This window comes from Pseudomonas sp. p1(2021b) (genome assembly GCF_020151015.1).
Classification (GTDB): Bacteria; Pseudomonadota; Gammaproteobacteria; order Pseudomonadales; family Pseudomonadaceae; genus Aquipseudomonas; species Aquipseudomonas putida_K.
Genome location: NZ_CP083746.1, coordinates 2,577,111 through 2,599,296, shown reverse-complemented (window position 1 = coordinate 2,599,296; position 22,186 = coordinate 2,577,111). Strand labels below are relative to the sequence as shown.

Annotated in this window: 18 protein-coding genes; 2 read left to right on the top strand and 16 right to left on the bottom strand. The window is 66.2% G+C overall.

The window, feature by feature from the left end:
- Window positions 1–99 precede the first annotated feature (99 nt).
- The 5 genes from K8374_RS11960 to K8374_RS11940 are packed head-to-tail and all read right to left on the bottom strand — an operon-like array spanning window position 100 to window position 5,869.
- The gene (locus K8374_RS11960; RefSeq protein ID WP_224459224.1) at window positions 100–804 is read right to left on the bottom strand and encodes an NAD(P)H-dependent oxidoreductase; all 705 of its coding nucleotides are present in this window, start codon (window positions 802–804) and stop codon (window positions 100–102) included.
- Window positions 801–2,447: an ABC transporter ATP-binding protein gene (locus K8374_RS11955; RefSeq protein WP_224459223.1), complete on the bottom strand. Its 1,647-nt coding sequence runs from the start codon at window positions 2,445–2,447 to the stop codon at window positions 801–803. Before K8374_RS11955 ends, K8374_RS11960 begins: the two co-directional genes overlap by 4 nt.
- Window positions 2,448–2,449: 2 nt before the next feature.
- A complete protein-coding gene (locus K8374_RS11950; protein WP_172403028.1) occupies window positions 2,450–3,277 on the bottom strand; it encodes an ABC transporter permease in 828 nt (275 codons plus the stop codon).
- Window positions 3,278–3,280: 3 nt separating this feature from the next.
- Window positions 3,281–4,240, bottom strand: coding sequence for an ABC transporter permease (locus tag K8374_RS11945; RefSeq protein WP_224459316.1), 960 nt, complete (start codon window positions 4,238–4,240; stop codon window positions 3,281–3,283).
- Between the two features lie 30 nt (window positions 4,241–4,270).
- Window positions 4,271–5,869 (bottom strand): ABC transporter substrate-binding protein, encoded by a 1,599-nt coding sequence (locus K8374_RS11940; protein ID WP_224459222.1) that lies wholly within the window; start codon window positions 5,867–5,869, stop codon window positions 4,271–4,273.
- A gap of 161 nt (window positions 5,870–6,030) precedes the next feature.
- On the opposite strand from K8374_RS11940, the gene K8374_RS11935 reads away from it, so the two are divergent.
- Complete coding sequence (locus tag K8374_RS11935; RefSeq protein ID WP_224459221.1) at window positions 6,031–6,471, top strand: RrF2 family transcriptional regulator; 441 nt, start codon at window positions 6,031–6,033, stop codon at window positions 6,469–6,471.
- Between the two features lie 111 nt (window positions 6,472–6,582).
- Here the strand turns inward: K8374_RS11935 and K8374_RS11930 are convergent, their stop codons facing one another.
- The 11 genes from K8374_RS11930 to K8374_RS11880 form a co-directional block, all read right to left on the bottom strand.
- Window positions 6,583–7,998 (bottom strand): aldehyde dehydrogenase family protein, encoded by a 1,416-nt coding sequence (locus K8374_RS11930; RefSeq protein WP_224459220.1) that lies wholly within the window; start codon window positions 7,996–7,998, stop codon window positions 6,583–6,585.
- Complete coding sequence (locus K8374_RS11925; RefSeq protein WP_224459219.1) at window positions 7,991–9,181, bottom strand: pyridoxal phosphate-dependent aminotransferase; 1,191 nt, start codon at window positions 9,179–9,181, stop codon at window positions 7,991–7,993. The genes K8374_RS11930 and K8374_RS11925 overlap by 8 nt, the downstream gene beginning before the upstream one ends.
- 12 nt (window positions 9,182–9,193) lie before the next feature.
- Entirely contained in the window at window positions 9,194–10,801 is a 1,608-nt protein-coding gene (locus K8374_RS11920) for a 5-guanidino-2-oxopentanoate decarboxylase (protein WP_224459217.1), read from the bottom strand.
- Complete coding sequence (locus K8374_RS11915; RefSeq protein WP_224459216.1) at window positions 10,801–12,912, bottom strand: acetate--CoA ligase family protein; 2,112 nt, start codon at window positions 12,910–12,912, stop codon at window positions 10,801–10,803. Before K8374_RS11915 ends, K8374_RS11920 begins: the two co-directional genes overlap by 1 nt.
- 18 nt (window positions 12,913–12,930) lie before the next feature.
- On the bottom strand, window positions 12,931–14,091 hold the full coding sequence (locus K8374_RS11910; RefSeq protein ID WP_084857888.1) for an acyl-CoA dehydrogenase family protein: 1,161 nt from the start codon (window positions 14,089–14,091) through the stop codon (window positions 12,931–12,933).
- 33 nt (window positions 14,092–14,124) lie between these two features.
- Window positions 14,125–14,916 carry an enoyl-CoA hydratase/isomerase family protein gene (locus tag K8374_RS11905; RefSeq protein WP_224459215.1) on the bottom strand — a complete coding sequence of 264 codons (792 nt, stop codon included), beginning with the start codon at window positions 14,914–14,916 and terminating at the stop codon, window positions 14,125–14,127.
- Window positions 14,917–15,229: 313 nt separating this feature from the next.
- Complete coding sequence (locus K8374_RS11900; RefSeq protein WP_224459214.1) at window positions 15,230–16,642, bottom strand: amino acid permease; 1,413 nt, start codon at window positions 16,640–16,642, stop codon at window positions 15,230–15,232.
- A 199-nt stretch (window positions 16,643–16,841) separates the two neighbouring features.
- Window positions 16,842–19,097, bottom strand: a complete 2,256-nt coding sequence (locus K8374_RS11895) for an ATP-binding protein (protein ID WP_224459213.1) — start codon at window positions 19,095–19,097, stop codon at window positions 16,842–16,844.
- On the bottom strand, window positions 19,094–19,867 hold the full coding sequence (locus K8374_RS11890) for a substrate-binding periplasmic protein (RefSeq protein ID WP_224459211.1): 774 nt from the start codon (window positions 19,865–19,867) through the stop codon (window positions 19,094–19,096). Before K8374_RS11890 ends, K8374_RS11895 begins: the two co-directional genes overlap by 4 nt.
- A 5-nt stretch (window positions 19,868–19,872) precedes the next feature.
- Complete coding sequence (locus tag K8374_RS11885) at window positions 19,873–20,589, bottom strand: response regulator (RefSeq protein ID WP_224459210.1); 717 nt, start codon at window positions 20,587–20,589, stop codon at window positions 19,873–19,875.
- 75 nt (window positions 20,590–20,664) lie between these two features.
- A complete protein-coding gene (locus tag K8374_RS11880) occupies window positions 20,665–21,309 on the bottom strand; it encodes a TetR family transcriptional regulator C-terminal domain-containing protein (RefSeq protein ID WP_224459209.1) in 645 nt (214 codons plus the stop codon).
- Between the two features lie 129 nt (window positions 21,310–21,438).
- On the opposite strand from K8374_RS11880, the gene K8374_RS11875 reads away from it, so the two are divergent.
- Complete coding sequence (locus K8374_RS11875) at window positions 21,439–22,185, top strand: enoyl-CoA hydratase (protein ID WP_224459208.1); 747 nt, start codon at window positions 21,439–21,441, stop codon at window positions 22,183–22,185.
- Window position 22,186 lies beyond the last annotated feature (1 nt).

The window sequence follows — 22,186 nt, the reverse complement described above, 5'->3', positions numbered from 1 at the left end:
TCCTGACGTGAAGAATATGTGTTGCGCCCCGGGCAACAAACCCGGGCGGGCACGGTCTGGCGCCCGCTCCGGTGTCCGCTCAGCGACAATCGGTCGCAATCACCTGGGCAGCGGGTACAGCGCCTCGTCGAACTGCGACAGCTTGGGGAACTCCAGGGGCAGGTCGTCCGAGAGGTGGGTCAGGCGTTGCTGGTAATCGTGCAGGAACCCTTTGCGCGCCTCATCACTGATATACGGCACGTGCCAGGCCACGAACGGCGGCAGCACCTCGAAGCCGACATAGGCCAGGGTACCGCGCAGGATCGGCCGCAGCATGTCCTCCAGCGGCCCATGGATCGCGCCCTCGCCGAACATGTGCTCGCGCCCGCCCAGGGTCACGGTCACCAGCGCCTTCTTGCCCACCAACCCGCCCTGGTCGTAGAAGCGCTTGCCGCCGTAGCACACGCCGGAGACCAGCACGCGGTCGATCCAGCCCTTGAGCATGGCTGGGGCGGAGAACCAGAAGATCGGGAAGTTCAGCACCAGCAGGTCGGCCCACAGCAGCTTGTCCAGCTCGGCCTGGATATCCGCGGCGATGGAGCCGCTCTTGACCCCAAGGCGCTGCTCCAGGGCATACACCAGATAGTCAGGGTTCTCACGCGTGCCGAAATCCTCGGCGCTGGCCACCGGGTTCCAGCCCATGGCGTACAGGTCGCTGACCTGCACCTGGTGCCCCTGGGCCGTGAAGGTCTCGACCGCCTGGTCGCGCAGGGCGGCGGTGAAGGATTTCGGCTCGGGGTGAGCGTGGACGATCAGTACGTTCATGAAGGTTGTCCTTGCACAGTTTGCAGGTTGGATTGCCCGGCCCGGCGGGCCAGCAGGCGGTTGAGCCAGTCGGGGTCCATTTCCGGTTCGGAGGAAAACAGCAGCCCGGTGTAGTCGTGGTACGGCGGCGCGAAGATGGCTTCTCGGCTGCCATGGTCGACCACTCGCCCGCGCTGCATCACCATCACTTCGTCGGCGATGGCGCGTACCGTGGCCACGTCATGGGTGATGAACAGGTAGGAAACGCCCAACTGGCGTTGAATACGGTCAAGCAGCTTGAGGACGCCCTCGGCCACCAGTTGGTCCAGGGCCGAGGTGACTTCGTCGCAGATGATCAGCTCAGGCTCGGCGGCCAGCGCCCGAGCGATGCAGATGCGCTGCTTCTGGCCGCCGGAAAGTTCGCGAGGCTGGCGGTGCATGTACTTGCCCGGGTCGAGTTCTATCATCTCCAGCAACTCGGCCACACGTTGATGCAGCGCCTTGCCCTTGAGCCCCAGATAGAGGGTCAGCGGTCGACCGATGATATCGACGATACGCTGGCGCGGGTTCAGTGCGGTATCGGGGATCTGGTAGATCATCTGGATCCGCCGCAACTGCTCCTTGCTGCGCTGACGATAGTCCGCCGGCAGGGCCTCGCCGTCGTACAGCACCTGGCCGCTGCTGGCCGGCAACAGGCCCGTGATCAGCCGTGCGGTGGTGCTCTTGCCGCTGCCGGACTCGCCGATCACCGCCAGGGTTTGGCCACGGTGCAGCGTGAGCGAGACATCGTGCAGCACTGGCTGGGCGCCATAGCTGGCATTGGCCCGGCGGACTTCCAGCAAAGGCCTGGGGTGGGCTGGGCACGGCTTGACCTCGGTATGGAAGCTGCGCACGGCCCACAGCGACCGGGTGTAGTCCTGGCGCGGGCTTTCCAGCATGGTGCGGGTCTGGGCCTCCTCCACCAGGCTGCCATGGCGCAGCACCATGATGCGATCGGCGATCTGCGCCACCAGCGCCAGGTCATGGCTGATGTACAAGGCCGCGCTGCCGTAGGTGCGTATCGCATCGCGAATGGCGGTCAGCACTTCGATCTGGGTGGTGACGTCCAGAGCGGTGGTCGGCTCGTCGAAGACGATCAAATCTGGATGGCACGCCATGGCCATGGCGGTCATCACCCGCTGCAACTGGCCACCGGAAACCTGGTGCGGGTAGCGTTGGCCGATGCGTTCCGGGTCCGGCAGGCGCAGTATCCGGTACAGCTCCACCGCCTCGGCCTCGGCGCGGACACGGTCGATGCCGCCATTCTTCACGGCAGTCTCGATGTGCTGATCGATCAGCCGATGGGCCGGGTTGAACGAGGCAGCGGCGCTTTGCGCTACATAGGCGATGCGAAGGCCACGCAGGCGGCGCAAAGTCTCGGACGCAGCGCCCACCAACTCTTGGCCGTCGAAACGCACCGAGCCGCCGCTGATGCGGCAACCGTCACGCACATAGCCCATGGCTGCCAGGCCCAGGGTCGACTTGCCCGCTCCCGACTCGCCGATCAGCCCCAGCACCTCGCCCCGCGCGAGGGTCAGGTCGATGCCCTTGATCAACGGGTGCCAGGCGTCGTCATGGTGTCCGTCGATGCGCAGGTTCCGTATTTCCAGCAAAGGTGTATTCATGCTCAGCACTCCTTCAGGCCACTGGAAGTATGCAGTACCCAGTCCACGACGAAATTCACGCTGACGGTGATCAGCGCCACGGCCAGCGCCGGCAGCAACGGGCTGAGTTCACCGAAGGTGATCAGCACCGCATTGTCGCGCACCATGCTGCCCCAGTCGGCAGTCGGTGGCTGGATGCCAAGGCCCAGGAACGACAAGGCACTGATGAACAGGAAGACGAAACAGAAACGCAGGCCGAACTCGGCGATCAAGGGGGCTGCGGCATTGGGCAGCACCTCGCGGCTGACCAGCCACCACAACCCTTCCCCACGCAGGCGCGCGGCCTCGACGAAGTCCTGCACCACCACGTTCATCGCCACCGCCCGTGCCAGGCGGAACACCCGGGTGGCATCGAGCAGCGCGATCACCAGCACCAACGAAGTCGCGGTGGTGCCGACCACGCTGAGGATCAACAAGGCGAAGATCAACTGCGGGATGGCCATGAGGATATCCACCAGGCGCGATAAACCCTGATCGACCAAGCCGCCCTTGACCGCCGCCATCAGGCCGCAGAAACCGCCCACCGCGAAGGCCAGTGCGGTGGTCAGGAAGGCGATGCCCAGGGTATTGCGCGCACCGTAGATCAGGCGGCTGAACATGTCACGGCCCAGGTTGTCGGTGCCCAGCAAGAACTGCCCGCCCCAGGGCGCGAAACCCTCGCCGACCACTTCGGTCTCGCCGAACGGCGCCAATACCGGTGCGAACAGCGCCACCAGCACGTAGAGCAGGATCACCAGTACACCGAACTTGGCGCTCAACGGCGCACGTTGCAATTGCTTGAACAGGCTCATCGGCTACCCCTTGGGATGCATCAGGCGCGGATTGCTGGCGATCGACAGCACATCGGCAGTGGTATTGAGCAGGACGTAGGTGGCGGCGAAGATCAGGCTGCAGGCCTGCACCACGGGGATGTCGCGCTTGGCGACCGAGTCCACCAGCAGTTGGCCAAGCCCCGGGTAGACGAACACCACCTCGACCACCACAACGCCGACCACCAGGTAGGCCAGGTTCAGCGCCACCACGTTGATGATCGGAGCCAAGGCGTTGGGCAAGGCATGGCGGAAGATGATCCGCCCCGGCGAAATGCCCTTGAGCCGGGCCATTTCGATGTAGGGACTGGCCAGCAGGTTCACCAACGAGGCTCGGGTCATGCGCATCATCTGCGCGATCACCACCAGGGCCAGGGTCAGCACCGGTAGCAACGAACGCTGCAGAACCTCGCCCAAGGAGGCGTCCGGTGGCAGAATCGAGATGCTCGGCAGCCAGCCCAGGCTCACCGCGAACAGCAAGATCAAAATGTAGGCCACGAAGAACTCGGGAAACGAAACAGCGGTCAGGGCACTGGTGTTGAGCAACCGGTCGAACCAACTGTTGCGGTACAGCGCCGCGAGCATACCCAGCAGCAACGCCAGGGGCACTGATACCAATGCGGCCAGCAACGCCAGGCTGAAGGTGTTGCCCAGGCGTGCGCCGATCAGTTCGGCGATAGGCCGCTGGTTCGCCAGGGACACCCCCAGGTCGCCGTGCAGCAATTGCCAGGCCCAGTGGCCGAAGCGGCTCAGCGCTGGCATGTCCAGGCCTAGCTGGGCCCTCAGCGCGGCTACGGTTTCAGGGGTGGCGGACTGGCCGAGCATGGCCTGGGCGACATCGCCGGGCAGCATGCCGACGGCCAGGAAGACGATGACCGAAACCGCCAGCAGCGACAGCAGCCCCAAGGCCAGACGCCGCGCAAGCAATGAACCAAGGCTATTCATCATTGAGCTTCTCCAGGAACGACCAAAGGGTCACGCCAACCACCAGCGCTCGATCAAGCGCAGGCCGTCCAGCTCGCCATAGGGTGCGGTGACCCCGCCATGGGTGACTCGGCGCGAACGCGCCGCCACGGAGCTGGCGAACAAGGGCACGATGGCCCCGCCATCATCGCGGCACAGGCTCTGCATTTCGTCGTACATCTCCTGGCGCAACGGTGCGTTCATCTCTCCCCGGGCGGCGGCCAGCAACTGGTTGAAGCGGGCGTTGTCCCAGTGCGTCTCGTTCCAGGCCGCGCCCTTGGCGTAGCCGATGCTGAACATGCGGTCGGCGGTCAAGCTGCTGTACCAGAACGAGGTGGTGAAGGGCTGTTTCATCCATACGTTGGTGAAAAAACCATCGACCGGCTCACGTATGACCTCGATGTCGATACCGGCACGCCGTGCCTGCTCCTTGAACAACACCGAGGCATCGACCGCGCCGGTGTAGGCAGCTTCTGACGCCTGCAAGCGCACCTTCAGCCCGTCCATGCCGGCCTGGCGCAGGTGAAAGCGCGCCTTGTCCGGGTCGTAGCTGCGCTGTTCCAGGGCGGCGTTGATGAAGCGGCTGCCGGGCTGGATCGGATGGTCATTGCCGATCTGGCCGTAGCCATGCAGCACGGAAGCCAGCAGGGCCTTGCGATCGATGGCGTACTTGAGCGCCAGGCGCACGTTGTTGTTGCGAAACTGCGGGCTGTCGCAAAGCATGGGAAAGGTGTAGTGCTGCGCGCCCTTGGTTTCCTCGATGACCAGCTGTGGGCTGCGCTTGAGCAGCGCCACGATCTTGAGGTCGACCTTGTTGATCACGTCCACCTGGCCGGTGACCAAGGCGTTGACCCGCGCCGTACCATCGGAGATGGCCAGCAGCTGCGCGCCAGCGAAGTGTGCTCGGCCGGGTTTCCAGTAGTCCGGGTTGCGCTCCAGGTCCATACGCACCCCCGGCTCGAAGCGCTTGAGGCGATAACCACCCGTGCCGATGCTATGACGCCAGTCGGCCACGCCGTCCTTGGCCGGCATGATCACCAGGTGGTAGTCGGCGACTACATAGGCGAAGTCGGCGTTGCCCGCGTGCAGCTCGAACACGACCGTATCATTGCCCAGGGCACGCACCTGGGCGACGTCGCCCAGCACGGCCTTGGCCGCCGAGGTGGATTTTTCGCCCAGGTGGTGCTGGATCGAGGCGACCACGTCCTGGGCATCGAGGGTCTTGCCGTCGTGAAAGGTCACACCCTGACGCAGGAAGAAGGTCCAGACCCTGGCATCGGGGCTGGACTCCCAGCGTTCTGCCAGTTCAGGGATCGCCGTGCCATCCACGCCGATCTCGCTGAGGGTGTTATACACCGCCGAGAAGCCAACAAAGGTGAAGGTGTCGCTCCACGAGCCAGGGTCGCCAGAGTCGGTGCTGCTGCCGCCGGCCAGCCCCAAGCTCAGGATACCGCCGGCCTTGGGTGTGGCCTGCCCGGCCCAGCTCGGCAACGGCAGGCCCAGAGAGAAGGCGCCGGCGACGGTCGCAGCGGCCCCGTACTTGAGAAAATCCCGACGTGGCAGGCCAGCTTCGGGTATCGCTTGAGTGATCTTGTTCTTGTTATCGCTCATGGCATCGCCTTTTTGAACCGCTAAGAGAAAGGTCGCGCACTGCGATGACTCATAATTGTAATTGTCATCGTGATAAATACATTAGACTCTATGCCGTGCCTCTGCCAAGTGGATTTTCACAGGGGTGTAGACTTCGATTTTCGACCCAGGAACCTTCGCCGATGAGCCAGTCGACGCGTCTGATCACCGCCTCCTATATCCTCTCGTTCGTGGCCGCCAACGCCCCGCAGAAGCTTCGCACCGACACCATCTCCAAGTGGGTCAAGGTTCACCCTGCACGGGTGCGCAGCCTGGCCTCGCAGCTGGTCAAGGCCAATATCCTCAAATCCTGGCGCGGCGCCCATGGCGGCCTGACCCTGGCGCGCCCACCCAGCGAGATCACCCTGCGCGATGTGTATGACGCCGTGCAGGAGAGTTCATTGATTGCCGAGAAGATCGACAACCCGTTCTCCGGGATGGAAGACCACTGCAAGGTGTATGAAGTGTTCACCCGGTTGTTCGCCATGCTCGAGGCGAACATGCGCCTGGACCTGGGGGCGATCACCGCGGACCAGTTGTTCGTGGCGTTCGACAGGCCGGTAGACGATGCGGCCGCAAGATGAACCCGGTTCGCCGACGATTGCGGCGGCCCTGCCATCGCGATTGCATGGCAAGGGCCGCGCCGTGGATCGCGGAGCAAGCGCACGGGTGTGCAAAATCACGGCCCTGCTCGTTCAGAGCTGCACCGCCTTGACCTCGACGAACTCGCCCAGCCCCTCCTCGCCCCATTCCCGGCCGTTGCCGGATTGCTTGTACCCGCCAAACGGCGCCCGGTAGTTGAACCCGGCCCCGTTGACGAAGCACTGCCCGGCGCGCATCTGCCGTGCCAGTGCCAAGCCGCGCTCGCGGCTACCGGCCCAGACCGCGCTGGACAGGCCGAACGGCGAATCGTTGGCCATTTCGACCGCCTGGGCCTCGTCGGTATAGGGGATCAGGCACAGCACCGGCCCGAAGATTTCCTCCTGGGCAATGCGCATGCGGTTGTCGACGTCGGCGAACAGGGTAGGCGCCACATAGTAGCCCCGCTCGAAGCCCGTGGCGGTGTCGCCGCCGCACAGCAGCCGCGCGCCCTCCTCCTGGCCCAGGCGGATATAGTCCAGCACGGTGCGCCGCTGCCCGGCCGAGCACATGGGCCCGAGGAAGCTGCGCGGGTCACGCGGGTCGCCCATGGTCAGCACTTGGGCTTCCGCCACCGCGATCTCCAGGGCCTGCGCATAGCGCTCGGCCGGCAGCAGCATGCGGGTGAGTGCTGTGCAGGTCTGCCCCGAGTTGATCATCACGTCCTGCACGCCATGGCGCACGGCCGCTTCCAGGTCGGCATCGGCGGTGATCAACAGCGGCGACTTGCCGCCCAGCTCCAGGCACACGCGCTTGACCGTCGGCGCGGCGGCCTGGGAGACCCGTACCCCGGCACCGGTGGAGCCGGTGAACGACACCATGTCCACCTGCGGGTGCCGGGCCAGGGCCTCGCCCACCTTCGCCCCTGGCCCGCTGACCACGTTGAACACGCCCGCAGGCAAGCCGATGGCGTCGATCATCTCGGCCAGCAGGAAGGCGTGCAAGGGTGTCTCCTGGCTGGGCTTGACCACCACCGTGCAGCCGGCGGCCAAGGCAGGGGCCAACTTGCCGATCATCTGGTGCAGCGGGTAGTTCCAGGGATTGATGAAGGCGCACACCCCCACCGCCTCGCGGTACACCAGCGAATTGCCGACCTCGCGCACCTCGTCCATCAGCCCGGCCAGCTCACCGTACTGCTCCAGGCCCTCGATGGGGCCGTCGACCTGGACCATCTGGCACCACTGCACCGGCATGCCCAGCTCGGCGGTGATCACATCGGCCATTTCCCCGGCCTTGGCCTTCAGTTGCCCGGCCAGGGCACGAATGTACCCGGCCCGCACACTGGAGGGCGTGCGCGACCAGGCGCCGAACGCACGCCGGGCGGCAGACACCGCCCGATCTACATCCTGCTCGTTGCCCAGCGGGACACGGCCGATAACAGCCTCGCTGGCCGGGTCGATGACCTCGGCCATGCCCTGCCCGCTCGGCAATTGCCAGGCGCCGTCGATATACAGCCGCGGGTACTCACGCATGGGCCTGCTCCTGCATCAGGGCCCGCGCACAACGGGCTATGCGCCGGCAGGCGTCGTCCAGCGCCTCGGCGCCGAGCACCAGGCCCAGGCGGATATGCCCGGCAGCGCTCGGCCCGAAGGCTTCCCCTGCCAGCACCGAGACGCCTTCACGGTCCAGCAGGCGATCGGCGAAGGCCTGGGCGCTCAGGCCGGTTTCACGGATATCGACCATCACGAACATCCCGCCATCGGGCTTGAGCGCCTGGATGCCCGGGCAGCCGGCCAGGCGCTCGCAGACCAGGTCGCGTCGCTGGCGGTAGGCGTCGCGCATCGCCTCGAGCTCCGCCAATGGCTGCTCCAGGGCCACCACCGCAGCATCCTGGATGAAGTCGGGCGAGCCGTAGAGCATGCACAGGGCGAGGTTTTCCAGATGGCCGGCCAGCTCGGCCGAACCCACCACCCAGCCGACCCGCCAGCCGGTCATGGCATGGGACTTGGACAGGCTGTTCAGTGTCGCGGTGCGCTCGGCCATGCCTGGCAGGCTGCCGGGGCTGACGTGCTCGCCGTCGTACAGCAGCTCGCTGTAGACCTCGTCGGAAATCAGCCACAGGTCGTGGGCGATGCACAGCTCGGCCAGGGCCTCCCAGGTAGCGCGTGGCAGGCTCGCCCCCGAGGGGTTGTGCGGGCTGTTCAGGGCCAGGGCACGGGTACGGGGGGTGATGCGTGCCGCCACATCCGCGGGGCATACGCGAAAACCGTTCTCCGGCTTGACCGGTACCGGCACCACGGTAGCCCCACAGGCGCCGAACACGGCTTCGTAGGTGACGTACATCGGCTCGGCGACGATCACCTCGTCGCCCGGTTCCAGCACGCATTGGGCCACGCAGAACAGCGCGCACTGGGCGCCGGCCAGCACGGTGACCTGGTCGGCATCCACCTTCTGGCCGCTGCGTTGCTGGTGGCGACGGGCGATGGCCTGGCGCAGGGCCAGCTTGCCGCGTACGTCCGAATAATGGGTGTGGCCGTTGCGCAGGCTGTCGATAGCGGCCTCGACGATGGGCGCCGGGGTGTCGAAGTCGGGGTCGCCCACCGACAGCAACAGGACGTCCCTGCCCTCGGCCTGCATCGCCAGGGCGCGGTAGTGGATGTCCCAGGCGGCGGCACCGTCGCCGGCGATGCGTTGGGTCAGCTTGGAAAAGCGCATGGCAATCCTCCGTCAGTGGGCACAGGCGTGCTTGAGTTCGACCAGGGTCACACCGTTGCGGGCAAAGCCCGCCTGCAGCGCCCGTTGCAGCTCATCGAGGCTGCGCGGTTGCGCCACGGTGCAGCCGAACGCCCGGCCGAGCGCGGCGAAGTCCGGGTTGCGCGGCAACACGCCGATGGGTTCTATGTCCAGGCCGAGCATGTCGTCGCGGATCTGGCCCAGGGCGTCGTTGTTCCACAACAGCACCACCAGCGGGCGGTCCAGCTCCTCGACCGCGGTGGCCAGCTCCTGCGCGGTATAGAGGAAGCCGCCATCGCCCACCAGCACCAGACCCGGACGGTCATCGCTGGCGAACATGCCGCCGATACCCGCTGGCAGGCCGTAGCCGAGGGTGCCGTAGCCGGTGGGGTGCAGCCAACTGCGCGGGGCGCGGCTGGTGAAGGCATAGTTGCCGGTGTAGGCCAGCTGGGTCATGTCGCTGCTGATGAAGGCGTTGTCCGGCAGCACGGCGGCGATACGGTCGAGGATCGCCTGGTGGATGCCTTGCAGCGGGCCATGGCCTGCGCGGATCGCCTGACGCAAGTTGGCCACCGCCTCGATGGCGGCGCCGGCGTCGCGTTGGATGTGCGGCAGGTGTTCCAGCAGGCCGGCAAGGGTCTGCCGGGCATCGCCATGCAAGGCCAGGGCACAGGGGTAGAAGTCATTGAACTTGCGCGGGTCGATGTCCACCCGCAGCAGTTCGCCACGAAGCGGCAGGCGCTCGCGCCAGAAATCGGTGTCGGCCATTTCCGTGCCCACCGCCAGCACCACGTCGGCTTCGCCGATCAGTTGCCAGCCAGGTTCCACGCACAGGCTGGCACCGGCATTCAAAGGCGACTCCGGCGGCAACAGGCCCTTGCCGGCCACGCTGGTGAACACCGGTGCCGCCAGGCGCTCGCTGAGCTGGCGCAGTTCGTCGGCCGCCTGCAAGGCGCCGCCACCGGCGATGATCATCGGCCGCTTGGCGGCGGCGAGCTTCAAGGCCGCCTGGTCCAGGCTGTCGCGATCGGGCAGGCCACGCCCAGGGCGGCGTACCACCTCGGCGCTCCAGTCCCGGGCGACCGGGGCCGCCAGCACGTCCAGCGGCACGGAGATGTGCACCGGGCGTGGGCGCTCGCTGTCGAACACGGCCCAGGCGCGAGCGATCAGCTCTGGCAGGTCTTCGGCGCAAAGGGCCACGGCGGAGAACGCGGTGATCGGGGCGGTCATGGCGCGCTGGTCCTGGGTCTCGTGCAGGCACCCCCAACCTTTGCCCAGGCTTGCGGTGTGGTTGACGCTGGAGATCACCAACATCGGGATGGAATCGGCATAGGCCTGGCCGATGGCGGTGGCCGCGTTGGTCACGCCGGGGCCGGTGATGACGAAACACACGCCCGGCTTGCCGCTGACCCGGGCATAGCCGTCGGCCATGAAGCCGGCGCCCTGCTCGTGGCGAGTCAACACATGGCGGATGCCACTGCCCGGCAGCCCACGATACAACTCCAAGGTATGCACCCCGGGGATGCCGAACACGGTATCGACGCCATAGTTGCCCAGCAGCCGCACCAAGGCCTGGCCGGCGGTCATGGAGGGTTCACGCATTATCGTTCTCCTTGCGGCTGGCCGAGGCGGATCAGCGCATCGACCGCGGTGGTGCCCTGGGCACCGACCATCAATGGGTTCACGTCCAGTTCCAGCAAGCGGCCTGCGTTCTCGCAGGCGTAGTCGGCCACGGCGCGGATCGCCGCCACCAAGGCGTCCAGATCGGCCGCCGGGCGCCCCCGGAAGCCTTGCAGCAGGCCGGCGCTGCGCAGGCCCAGCACGGCATTGCGGATGGCACCGTCGGTGGTGGGCAACAACAGGTTGACGCTGTCCTTGAGCAGCTCGACCAGCACCCCGCCGGCACCGATCACCAGGGCCAGGGCGAAGTCGTTCTCGCGCTTGATGCCAACGATCAGTTCGGCCAGCGGCGCCTCGGCCATGGGCTCGAGCAGCACCTGGTCGAACGGCACATTCGGCGCGTAGGCCGCGATACGCCCGCGCATCTGCTCGAGCGCCGCCTCCAGGGTGCTGACGTCACGCAGGTTGAGTGCCACGGCACCGGCTTCGGTCTTGTGCGGCAACTGCGCACTGACTGCCTTGAGCACCAGGGGGAAGCCCACCCCAGCGGCATCCGTGACAGCCTGCCCGGGCGTGCTCAGTACACCGGCCGGTACCGGCAGGCCGAACGCACGCAGCGCCTGCTTGGATTGCCACTCGTCGAGCAAATGCGCCTGGCCATCGAGCGCCTGAGGGCACAGCGGCACCAAGGCCGACTCGCCCAGTGCCAGCAAGCGCGGACGGTTACGTTGGTAGGCGACGATCCGCCCCCAGGCCGCCAGACCGTCCTCCACGCCTTGCAAGGCGGCGATGCCATGGGCGTGCAGACGCTCGCGGGCGTAGGCCGGCAGCAGCTCCGGGAAGGCCGAGGTGACGAAGCCGACCTTGCCGTGGCGCGCCAGGGCATCGCAGTACAGCTCCAGCAGCAGGTCGCACTCCTTGCGCTCGCCGGTGAACTGCGCTGGGTAGTCCAGCACCAGCATGGCTGCGTCGGCATCGCCGCGCAGGGCACTGTCGAGCATGCGCTCGAGCGCGGCGGCATCGCCCCAGATCGCCGTGGTGAAATCCAGCGGGTTGACCAGGTTGGCGTAGGCCGGAAGCACCTGGGCCAGTTCATCCACCTGCCCGGGCTCGAGCTTGGGCAAGGTCAGGTGATTGCGTTCGGCATAGTCGGCGATCAGCCCGGCGTCGCCACCGGAACATGCCAAGGCGATCAGGCGGCCATCCTTGGGCAGTTGCCCGCAGGCAGCGGCCTTGAGGGTTTCGACGAAGCTCACCGGGCCGCTCACGCGGATCACGCCCAGGCGCTGGAACAGGCTGTCGTACAGGGCGTCGGAGCCCGACAGCGAACTGGTGTGGCTCAGCGCCAGTTCCGCGCCGATCTGCGAGACACCCGTCTTCAAGGCAATGACCGGGATACCGCGCTCCAGGGCCTTGTGCGCGGCGCGGGCAAAGCCGGGCACGTTCTTCAGGCCTTCCAGGTGCAGGCCGATGGCCGTGACCCGAGGGTCGTCCAGCAGCACGTCCATCAGCTCGGCCACGCCCAGTTGCGCCTGGTTGCCGACCGAGGCCATGTAGGCCACCGGCAGCGAGCGGTCGCTCATCGACAGGTTGTAGGCGAAGTTGCCACTCTGGGTCAGGATCGCCACGCCCTTCTCCACCTGCTTGCCGCCATGGGCGACCGGCCACAAGGCAGCGCCATGCAGGTAATCGAGCAGGCCGTAGCAGTTGGGGCCGAGCAAGGCCATGGAACCGGCGGCCTCGAGCAGGCGCTGTTGCAACAGACGCCCTTGCTCGCCGCTCTCGGCGAAGCCCGAGGCATAGCAGATGGCACCGCCGGCACCGCGCTCGGCCAAGGCCTGGACGCATTGCAGGGTCAGGTCCTTGTTGGTGGCGATGAACACGGCGTCCGGTGCACACGGCAGGTCGGCGACGCTCGCCACGCACGGCACGCCGTCCAGGCTTTCATGCTGCGGGTTGACCAGCCACATCTGGCCGGCGAAGCCACCTTCGGCGCAGCGCTTGAGCGCCCGAGCCATGCTGCGGCCACCGACGAAGGCCAGGTGCCTGGGTGCCAACAGGCGCTTGAGGTTGTCACGAATCGAATGCGACATGGGGGTTCTCCAGGCCGATCAGCGCAGCAAGGGGCGCAGCAGTTCGCGGGAAATGATGTGCCGCTGGATCTCCGAGGTGCCCTCCCAGATCCGCTCGATGCGCGCGTTGCGCCAGATGCGCTCCACCGGCCCTTCGTCCATCAGGCCCATGCCGCCGAAGATCTGCACCGCCTCGTCGGCGACCTTGCCCAGCACTTCGCTGGCGAACAGCTTGGCCATGCCGGCCTCGCCGTCGGTCATGCTGCCCTGGTCCATCTTCCAGGCGGTGTGCAGGGTCAGCAGTTCCGCGGCGCGGATCTGCGTGGCCATGTCGGCGAGCTTGAACGACACCCCCTGGTAGCTGCCGATCGCCTGGCCGAACTGCTTGCGATCGGCCGACCACTGCAGCGACAGGTCCAAGGCACGCTGGGCCTGGCCGACGCAGTTGGCGGCGACCATCACCCGGCCGGCGGTGAGCCAGGCATTGGCCACTTCCCAGCCCTTGTCCACTTCGCCCAGCACCTTGCTGGCCGGCACGCGGCAGTCGTCGAAGAACAGCTCGTAGGTGTGGTAGCCACGGTTGCTCACGCACTTGGGGCCACGGCGCACGGTCATGCCCGGGGTACCGCGGTCGACCAGGAAAGCGGTCACGGCGTTGCGCTTGCGCCCGTTGTGCTCGTAGGTGTCGGTGACGGCGAAGACGATGGCGAAGTCGGCATGGCCGGCATGGCTGATGAAGTGCTTGCTGCCGTTGATCACGAAGTCATCACCGTCGCGCACGGCGCGGGTCTTGATGGCGTTGGCGTCGGAGCCGGCGCCTGGCTCGGTGAGGGCGAAGCAATCGATCTTCTCGCCTTGCACGCACGGCAGCAGGTAGTCGTTGATCTGCTCGTCCTTACAGGCCATGAGGATCTTCGAGGGGCGTGCGACGAAGACATGCAGGGCCCAGGACACCTTGGACAGCTCGCGTTCGATCAGCGCCTGGGACAGGTAGTCCAGGCCACCACCGCCGACCTCCTCAGGCATGTTGAAGGCGTAGAAGCCAGCGGCGATCGCCTTGCCGCGGATCTGCGCGGCAAGCTCGGGTGACACGGCATCGGCGCGGTCCACCTCTTCCTCGTAGGGCAGCAGCTCCTTGTTTACGAAGCTGCGTACCGCTTCCACCAACATTTCTTGTTCTTGGGTCAGTTGGAAATTCATCTGGAATGGTCCTGAAGAAGGTCGTGTAAGTGGTTATTTGCCAACGAAATGTGGTGCGCGCTTCTCGATCGAAGCACGCAGTGCCTCGGCGCCGTCCTGGCTACGCCCGCACAGCAGGCCGGCAGCGAGTTCCGCCTGCAGCTGCTCGGCCAGGGTGCGCTGGGCGCCGTCACGGATCAGGCGTTTGGTCTGGGCATGAGCGAAGGTCGGGCCATTGGCCAGGCGCCCGGCCAGCTCGGCGGCTACAGCCGGCAACTGCTCGTCGGCACACACCTCGCCCACCAGCCCGGCAGCCAAGGCTCGTTCGGCGCTCCAGAGTTCGTCGAGGAACAACAGGCGCTTGGCCTGTTCGGTGCCAATCAAACGTGGCAGGTGCCAGCTGGCTCCGGCATCGGGGCTGTAGGCCATGCTCGTGTAGCCGGCCTTGAAGCGCGCCGAGGCGACAGCGATACGCAGGTCACAGCACAGGCTCAGGTCCATGCCGGCACCGACTGCAGTGCCGTTGATGGCGGCGATGGTAGGTTTGTCCAGGCTATGCAGGCGTTGCATCAGGGCGTGGGCGGTCTCGGTCCAGCCGTAGCTTTCCAGGGCGCCACGCGCTTCGGCCTCGGCCCATTCGGCGAGGTCTGCGCCTGCGCAGAAGCTGCGGCCGGTGCCGGTCAGTACTACCACCCGTACTGCAGGATCGGTGTTGAAGGCCTCCAGCAGCGCGTGCAGTTGTTTCAGGCTGGGGATGTCCAAGGCGTTGCGCTGCTCGGGGCGGTTGAGGGTGATCCAGGCAACGCCGGCTTCGACCTTGCTCAGCAGTGGCGACGGGCTAGTCATGGGAGGCCTCGATGTTGTTTTGAGTGGTATGAGGGATCAGGTTTGAAGAGATACTAAACGAGTGTTCAACAAGACGGCAATCGAGGCTATATTGTGTGTAACAAATGAAGTTACGCAGATAAATCATTGTTTTTTATTGATTTTAATTGACGACAAACGAATTCGATCGGTGCCTTGTTACAACTTTGTACAACTGAGGTTTTTGCAGTGTCTGCCCCAACGCAATCGCGGGACAAGCCCGCTCCTACAGGTGCTTCTTTCCCTGTAGGAGCGGGCTTGTCCCGCGATTTGAGCCTTCAGTTGAGCGCGCGGCTCAAACCCCAGGGGCGCTCGGTGCGAAGGCACCCTGGCGACGACGGTTGACCAGGAAATACGCTGCATAGCACAGGGCGATGAAGCCAAAGCCCCAATACAGCGACGGCCGCTGGGTCTCGTCCATGGCCAGGAACACGAACAGCGAGCTGCACAGGGTGATGCACAGCAGCGGCACCAGCGGGTACAGCGGTGCACGGTACTTCAGGTCCTCGAGCTTGCCGCCGTCACGCAGGTAGGCCTTGCGGAAGCGGTACTGCGCCAGGGCGATGACGATCCAGGTCACGGTGCCGGACATCCCGCTCACCGCCATCAGCACCATGAACAGCGTGTCCGCGGCGACGAAGCTGGTCATCAGCGACACCAGCGCGAAGCACAGGGTGATGCTCAAGGCACGCAGCGGTACGCCACGCTTGCTCAATGGCGACAGGCTCCTGGGCGCCATGCCGGACTTGGACATGGCCCAGAGGATGCGGGTGGAGGCGTACAGCCCGGAGTTACCCACCGACAGAATGGCGGTGAGGATGACGAAGTTCATCAGGTCCGCCGCGTAGGGGATGCCGACCATGTCGAACACCTGCACGAACGGGCTCTCCATCAGGCCGGCCTGCTCATGGGGCACGATGGCCGAGAGCACGGCGATCGCCAGTACATAGAAGATCAGCACGCGGAACACCACGTTACGCACCGCACGCGGGATGCTCTTCTCCGGGTGCTCGGTCTCGCCGGCGGCCACGCCCATGATCTCGCAGCCCTGGAAGGCATAGACCACGGTCATCATCACCGCGAACACCGCCGACAGGCCATGGGGGAATACCGCGTCGCCGACCAGGTTGTCCAGCATCGGTGCCGGCGCCCCGTTGTTCAGCGGGATGCCGCCGAAGATCACCAGCAGGCCGATGACGATGAAGCCCAGGATGGTCGCGACCTTGATGCCGGAGAACCAGTACTCGGCCTCACCGAAGGCCCGGGTAGCCAGGGCGTTGAGGCCGAACAGCACGCCGACGAACAGGGCCGACCAGTACCAGATCGGCACGTCGGGGAACCAGCGGGTCATGAGCATGCCTGCGGCAGTGAACTCCAGGCCCACGGTGGTGGCCCAGCTCATCCAGTACACCCAGCCGATCATGAAGCCGGTGGCCGGGCCGATGAATTTCGTGGCGTGGGCCTGGAACGAGCCGGACACCGGCATCTGTACCGACAGTTCGCCCAGGCAGACCATCACCAGGTACATCAGCAAACCTGCCACCAGGTAGGCCAGGATCGCGCCCATCGGGCCGCCCTGGTTGATGGTGACTCCCGACCCCATGAACAGGCCGGTGCCGATCACACCGCCCAGCGACAGCATGAAGATGTGGCGGCTCTTGAGCGCGCGGGTCAGCTGGATACCTTTGCGGTCGTTGGTGTCAGACATGGCGCACCTCGGCTGGGCAGGTACGCTGCAAAAGCAGTGGATTCAGGCGGGCATCAGCTTTACGGCAGTTCATTATTGTTATCTCCAATAAGCCTCATGGACCGTGTGGAGCACGGTTGCGATCGATTATTGGAAACGGATGTAAGGTGCCGTTGTACGAAAGGATCGAAGATGTAAAAAGTCGTAACTTTTTTGTACGTCAGCCCTGGATCAGGCGTTCCAGGGTGTCATGCGCTGCGGCAAATTGCTCGGCCAAGGGGTCGCCGAGGCCTTCGAGTGCCGCCAGGTCATCGGCCGAGGCGGCATCCTCCAGGCGCCGCAGCACTGCTGCCAGGCCACGAAAGCCCAGGGAGTCGCTGCTGCCCGCCAGGCGATGGGCCAGGTGCACGACCTCGGTGCAGTCCCTGGCTTGCAGGGCCTGGGCCAAGGCCGCCTGGTGCTGCTCGATGGCCTGGCGCAGGCCCACCAGCAAGCCCTGCACCTTCTGCTCGCCGAGCAGCGTGCGGTGGGTCTGCAGCAATGCCCAGTCCACGCTTTGCTCCGGCGCCTTGGCCGGCATCGTCGGCGCCGCCTCGGCCAGGGCCTGGCGCAGGCTGTCCAGGCGCAGCGGCTTGGCCAGCACGCCCTGCATGCCCGCGTCCAGGTAGCCGGGCACCTGGGCGGGCTGAACACCGGCGGTCAAGGCCAGGATCCGGGTATCGCGATTGGGCCCTGCCGTGGCGCGCAATTGCCGGCACAACTCCACGCCACTCATGCCCGGCAGGTGCACATCCAGCAGGATCAGGTCGAAGCGGTGGCGCGCGCACATGGCCAGGGCCTGCGCGGCGTCTTCGGCAAAGCTGACCTGATGGCCGTCGCGGGTGAGCAGGCCGCCGGCCACTTCGCGGTTGAGCGGCACGTCCTCGACCACCAGGATATCCAGCGCCTGGGAAGCCTGGCGAATGGGCGCCTGAGCCTGTGGCTGCCGGCCGCGGGCCAGCTCCAGCTCGAACCAGAAGCAACTGCCCTGCCCCTCGGCGCTGTCCAGGCCGATGCGACCGCCCAGCTTCTCCACCAGGTGCTTGCAGATCGCCAGGCCCAGGCCCGTGCCGCCATAGCGCCGCGCCACGGCGTCGCTGGCCTGAGTGAAGCGCTCGAAGATCCTGGCCTGCATGGCCGGGGCGATGCCGATGCCATCGTCGCTGACCTCTACCCTCACCCGCTGGCCCGCCCCCTGGTTGCCCAGCACCTGGACCTGGACGCTGACCTGCCCGTGCTCGGTGAACTTGATGGCGTTGGCCAGCAGGTTGCTCAGCACCTGGCGCAGGTACTGCTCGGCACCGTACTGGAAGGCGGCCAGTTGCGGGTCGACCTGGCAATGCAGGCGGTTACCGTTGCCCACGGCCCGGGGCTCGAGCAGGGTCATGACCTCCTCGCACAGCTGACGCAGGGAGAAGTCGACCCGGTCCGGGCGGCTTTCCCCCTCCTCCAGACGGGCAAAATACAGCACTTCGTTGAGGATCGTGAGCAACCCTTCCCCGGCCTTGTACAACGCGTCCAGGCGTTGCCGGTCGAGGTCGTCCAGGCGCCCGCCGCGCAGCAGTTCAGCCATGCCGAGGATGCCGTTCAGGGGCGTGCGCAGCTCATGGCTCATGGTGGCCAGGAAACGTGACTTGGCCAGGTTCGCCGCCTCGGCCTCGTCCTTGGCCCGTGCCAGGCTCTCGGTGCGCCGCTCGACCATGGCCTGCAGCTCGTCGCGCTTGTCCTGCAGGGCCAACCGGTCCAGCTCGCGGCGCTCGATGTCGCTGAGAATCGCCCGGCGCATGTCATCCAGGGCATGGGCCACGGTGTCGATCTCGTCCGGGCGCGCCGAGCGACGCCGGCCCAGGCGCAGAGGTTCCTGCCACTGCCCGGCGCCGATACGCCGGGCAAACTCGGCCATCACCTGCAGGTGGCGTGTCACCAGGCGGTAGAACAATCCCGACAGCGCCACTGCCAGACCGCACAGGAATACGCCCATCCATAGGAGGCTGGTGAGTCCTGTGGCGAACAGGCGCCGGTGCACCGCCCCCAGGTCGATGCTGACTTCCAGCTCGCCCAAGTGGCGCAACGGCCCCGAAGGCGGCTGGTAGTCCAACGCGAAGCGCTCGATGCGCAGCGGCCCCTTGGGCTCGGCCTCGCCGCGCAGCAACCGGAAGTCGTCGCTCTGCAGCCGCACCCGGGCCACATCGGAGAAGTCCACCAGGCCGCGTAACTGCACGTCCAGCTGCGCCTCGTCCAGGTCCCACAGGCTGCGCTCCAGGCTGGCCAGGTAGCCGGCGCGGATCAGGTCCATGCGCGCCTCGATGTCGCGCATTTCCCGGCGGTACTCGAAATACAGCTGCACGGAGCTTGCCAGCACGGTGAAGCACAGGCTGAACAGGAAGATGAACAGCAGCAGGCGGCGCAGCAGGCCATCGGTGTGCAGGCGGATCATCGTGCGTTCGCCGGCAGGTTGATCATGTCGCGGTAGGTCACCTCGCTCTGCCCCAGCCAGCCGTCGATTTCGCCGCTGTCGGTCATGCGCTGCAGTTGCGCATCGATGGCGTCCATCTTCTGGCTCAGGGGCGAGTGGCGCGACACCGCGACACGCAGGTAGTCCACGCTCAGGGCCTTGGGCAGGGCCTGGATGTCCTCGGCACCGGGCAGATGTTCGATGAACAGCTCGCCGGTGCGCCGCTCCTGGATGACGAAATCGATGCGACCGCGGATCAGCTTGCCGAAGTTCTGCTGGCTGGAGGATACCCACTCGATGTTCTGGTGCCGCGCCACGAAACGGTCGAACTCAGCACCATAACTCTCGCCGAACAGCAGCCCGCCGCGATAGCCGGCCAGGTCTTCGATGCGCTCGAAATGCACCGGCCGGTGCCGGTTGTAGAACACCGCCACTTCCTCGCGCAGCACCGGCACCGTGGAAAAGCGCATGCTCTGGTCACGCTGGTCGGTGTTGTAGGCCAGCACCACGTCGACCCGCCCGGCAGCAGCGTCCATCAGGCAGCGCTTCCAGTTGCCCAGTACCACGATCTGCACCTCGTAGCCCAGGCGCCCGAGCAGCTCACGTACCACGGTCGGCGCCAGGCCACGTACCTGGCGCCCGTCGCTCCAGGAAATCGGCGGGTAGACCGGGTAATCGCAATAACGGATGCGCTCCCCGGCCCCGGCCTGCAGGCTCAGCAGCACCAGGGCCAGCACCAGCAGGCGGGCCATGGGGTTCAGGCCGCCACGCTGGCGGTGAACAGGTAGCCGGTGCCGTGGATGGTGATGATCAGGTGCGGCTCGGCCGGGTCGTCGTGCAGCTTGCGCCGCAGGCGGCCGACCAGCACGTCGATGGAGCGATCGTTGGGCACCCATTCGCGGTTGCGGATCTGGTCCATCAACTGGTCGCGGGTCAGGGTATGGCCACTGTTGCGCAGGAACACGCTGAGCAGCTGGAATTCGCCATGGGTGAGCAGGGTCTCGCCGCCGTCGGGGTCGATCAGCCGGCGCCGGTCGGTATCGAGCGACCAGTCGGCGAACTGCTTGAGTGATTGGGTGCATGGCGGTGCGGGCTGGGCGATACGGGCATGGCGCACGCGGCGGATCAGGTTCTTGGCGCGCGACACCAGCTCGCGGGGGTTGAGCGGCTTGATCACGTAGTCGTCAGCGCCGCATTCCAGGCCGACGATGCGGTCGATCTCGTCGTTGCGGCCGGTGATAAGGATGATGCCCACCTCCGAGCGCACCCGCAGTTCGCGGGTCAGGGTCAGGCCGTCCTTGCCCGGCAGGCGGATGTCCAGCAGCACCAGGTCGACATCCTGGCTGGCGAGGAAGGCATCGGCCTGCTCGGCCGTGTCGGCGCTGTGGACGTCGTAGCCTTCCTGGGACAGGTAGGCATGCAGCAAGTCGCGAATAAGCGGATCGTCATCGACGACCAGTACCCGAGGCGTCATTGCGTGTTGTCTCTTTTCTTATTGGTGTTGTGCTTCGAACCCGCGACGGCAGCGTACCCGTTACTGAACAGGCGATCAACAGCCCCCGGTCACACTGAAGCGCCGCCGCCCCCCTGCCTGCAGGCCGTCTACCCAGGCTTCGCAGATCAACACCCCCTGCTCCGGCGAGAAGGTTCCGGGGTTGAGCCCGGATTCGAGCCACAAGCCGTCGAGCAAGGCGCTCAGGCTGATGGCGGCAAGGTCCGCGTCGAAGCCCTGCCAGCCTTCCTCGCTGGCCAGCGCGCCCAGCAGGCGGCTCAGTTCGTTGCGGTACTCGCCGTAGGAATGGTCATGCACCTGGTTGATGGCGTCGGCCGTTTTCACCGCGCCCCAGAATGCCAGCCAGGCATCGAGCAGTTGCGGGTCGAGCAGCTCGGCACAGAACGAAGCACGAAAGAACGCTGACAGCCGCTCGCGGGCATTGGGCGCCGCCTGGGCCATGGCTTCGCGCAGCAGGCCCATGACCCGCCCGGTCACTGCCATGTAGGCGTCGGCGACCAGTTCGTCCTTGCCCGAATAGTGATGGCTGATCAGCCCCACCGACACCCCGGCCTCGGCCGAGATCTTGCGGATCGACGCACCCTGGAAGCCGTGCCGCTTCAGGCAGGCAAGGGTCGCCTCGACCAGGTTGGCCTTGCGCAGTTCCGGCAGCATACGGTTGTAGCGGGCTTCCTGGCTCATCGTGATTCTCATCGGGACTAGTCTGGCTGAACGACTGTACAACAAGCCGAGCAGCGTGATAAACCCTCCCTGCCTCCGGCCCGGCGTCCGTGCCTCGGGGCCCCGACCACAACAACAAAAGCGGCTGCCATGAACGACCTGATCACCTACGCGCTGGACCAGGGCCTGCTGACCCTGACCTTCAACCGCCCCGACAAACTCAACGCCCTGAACGTCGCCATGTATCGCCAGCTGGGCGACCTGCTGCGCGCAGCCGACGAAGACCCGCTGGTCGAGGTCATCCTGATCACCGGCGGCGCGCAGACCTTCAGCGCCGGCAACGATCTGCGCGATTTCCTCGACAACCCGCCCCGCGACCGCGACAGCCCTGTGTTCCGCCTGATGCGGGTGGTCATGGGCTTGGCCAAGCCGCTGATCGCCGCCGTCAATGGCCCGGCCATCGGCATCGGCACCACCCTGCTGCTGCACTGCGACCAGGTGCTGGTGAGCCGCTCGGCCAAGCTGCGCATGCCGTTCGCCCCGTTGGGGGTGTGCCCGGAGTTCGGTTCGAGCCTGTTGCTGCCCCGGCTGCTTGGCCACGCCCGGGCCGCGCGGTTGCTGCTGGCCAACGAACTGCTCACGGGTGAACAGGCTGTGGCCTGGGGCCTGGCCAATGAGCTGCATGAGGATGGCGAGCAGTGCCTGGCCGCCGCCCGGCAGCTGGCGCGCAAGCTGCAGGCGATGCCCCAGGAGGCCCTGCGCATCAGCAAGCGGCTGCTCAAGGACGGTTACCGGGCGCAGCTGGAGGCCACGGTGGAGCGTGAAAGCCAGTTGTTCGTCGAGCGCTTGCAGAGTGCCGAGGCGAAGGCTGCGTTGCGGGCGTTGATCAAGGACTGAG

Coding starts and splice junctions, on each gene's coding strand:
- K8374_RS11920 (WP_224459217.1), bottom strand. CDS start 10,801: ATGCGTGAACCCTCCATGACCGCCGGCCAGGCCTTGGTGCGGCTGCTG.
- K8374_RS11935 (WP_224459221.1), top strand. CDS start 6,031: ATGAGCCAGTCGACGCGTCTGATCACCGCCTCCTATATCCTCTCGTTC.
- K8374_RS11910 (WP_084857888.1), bottom strand. CDS start 14,091: ATGAATTTCCAACTGACCCAAGAACAAGAAATGTTGGTGGAAGCGGTA.
- K8374_RS11950 (WP_172403028.1), bottom strand. CDS start 3,277: ATGAGCCTGTTCAAGCAATTGCAACGTGCGCCGTTGAGCGCCAAGTTC.
- K8374_RS11940 (WP_224459222.1), bottom strand. CDS start 5,869: ATGAGCGATAACAAGAACAAGATCACTCAAGCGATACCCGAAGCTGGC.
- K8374_RS11880 (WP_224459209.1), bottom strand. CDS start 21,309: ATGAGCCAGGAAGCCCGCTACAACCGTATGCTGCCGGAACTGCGCAAG.
- K8374_RS11930 (WP_224459220.1), bottom strand. CDS start 7,998: ATGCGTGAGTACCCGCGGCTGTATATCGACGGCGCCTGGCAATTGCCG.
- K8374_RS11905 (WP_224459215.1), bottom strand. CDS start 14,916: ATGACTAGCCCGTCGCCACTGCTGAGCAAGGTCGAAGCCGGCGTTGCC.
- K8374_RS11945 (WP_224459316.1), bottom strand. CDS start 4,240: ATGAATAGCCTTGGTTCATTGCTTGCGCGGCGTCTGGCCTTGGGGCTG.
- K8374_RS11955 (WP_224459223.1), bottom strand. CDS start 2,447: ATGAATACACCTTTGCTGGAAATACGGAACCTGCGCATCGACGGACAC.
- K8374_RS11895 (WP_224459213.1), bottom strand. CDS start 19,097: ATGATCCGCCTGCACACCGATGGCCTGCTGCGCCGCCTGCTGCTGTTC.
- K8374_RS11960 (WP_224459224.1), bottom strand. CDS start 804: ATGAACGTACTGATCGTCCACGCTCACCCCGAGCCGAAATCCTTCACC.
- K8374_RS11915 (WP_224459216.1), bottom strand. CDS start 12,912: ATGTCGCATTCGATTCGTGACAACCTCAAGCGCCTGTTGGCACCCAGG.
- K8374_RS11875 (WP_224459208.1), top strand. CDS start 21,439: ATGAACGACCTGATCACCTACGCGCTGGACCAGGGCCTGCTGACCCTG.
- K8374_RS11885 (WP_224459210.1), bottom strand. CDS start 20,589: ATGACGCCTCGGGTACTGGTCGTCGATGACGATCCGCTTATTCGCGAC.
- K8374_RS11890 (WP_224459211.1), bottom strand. CDS start 19,867: ATGGCCCGCCTGCTGGTGCTGGCCCTGGTGCTGCTGAGCCTGCAGGCC.
- K8374_RS11900 (WP_224459214.1), bottom strand. CDS start 16,642: ATGTCTGACACCAACGACCGCAAAGGTATCCAGCTGACCCGCGCGCTC.
- K8374_RS11925 (WP_224459219.1), bottom strand. CDS start 9,181: ATGCGCTTTTCCAAGCTGACCCAACGCATCGCCGGCGACGGTGCCGCC.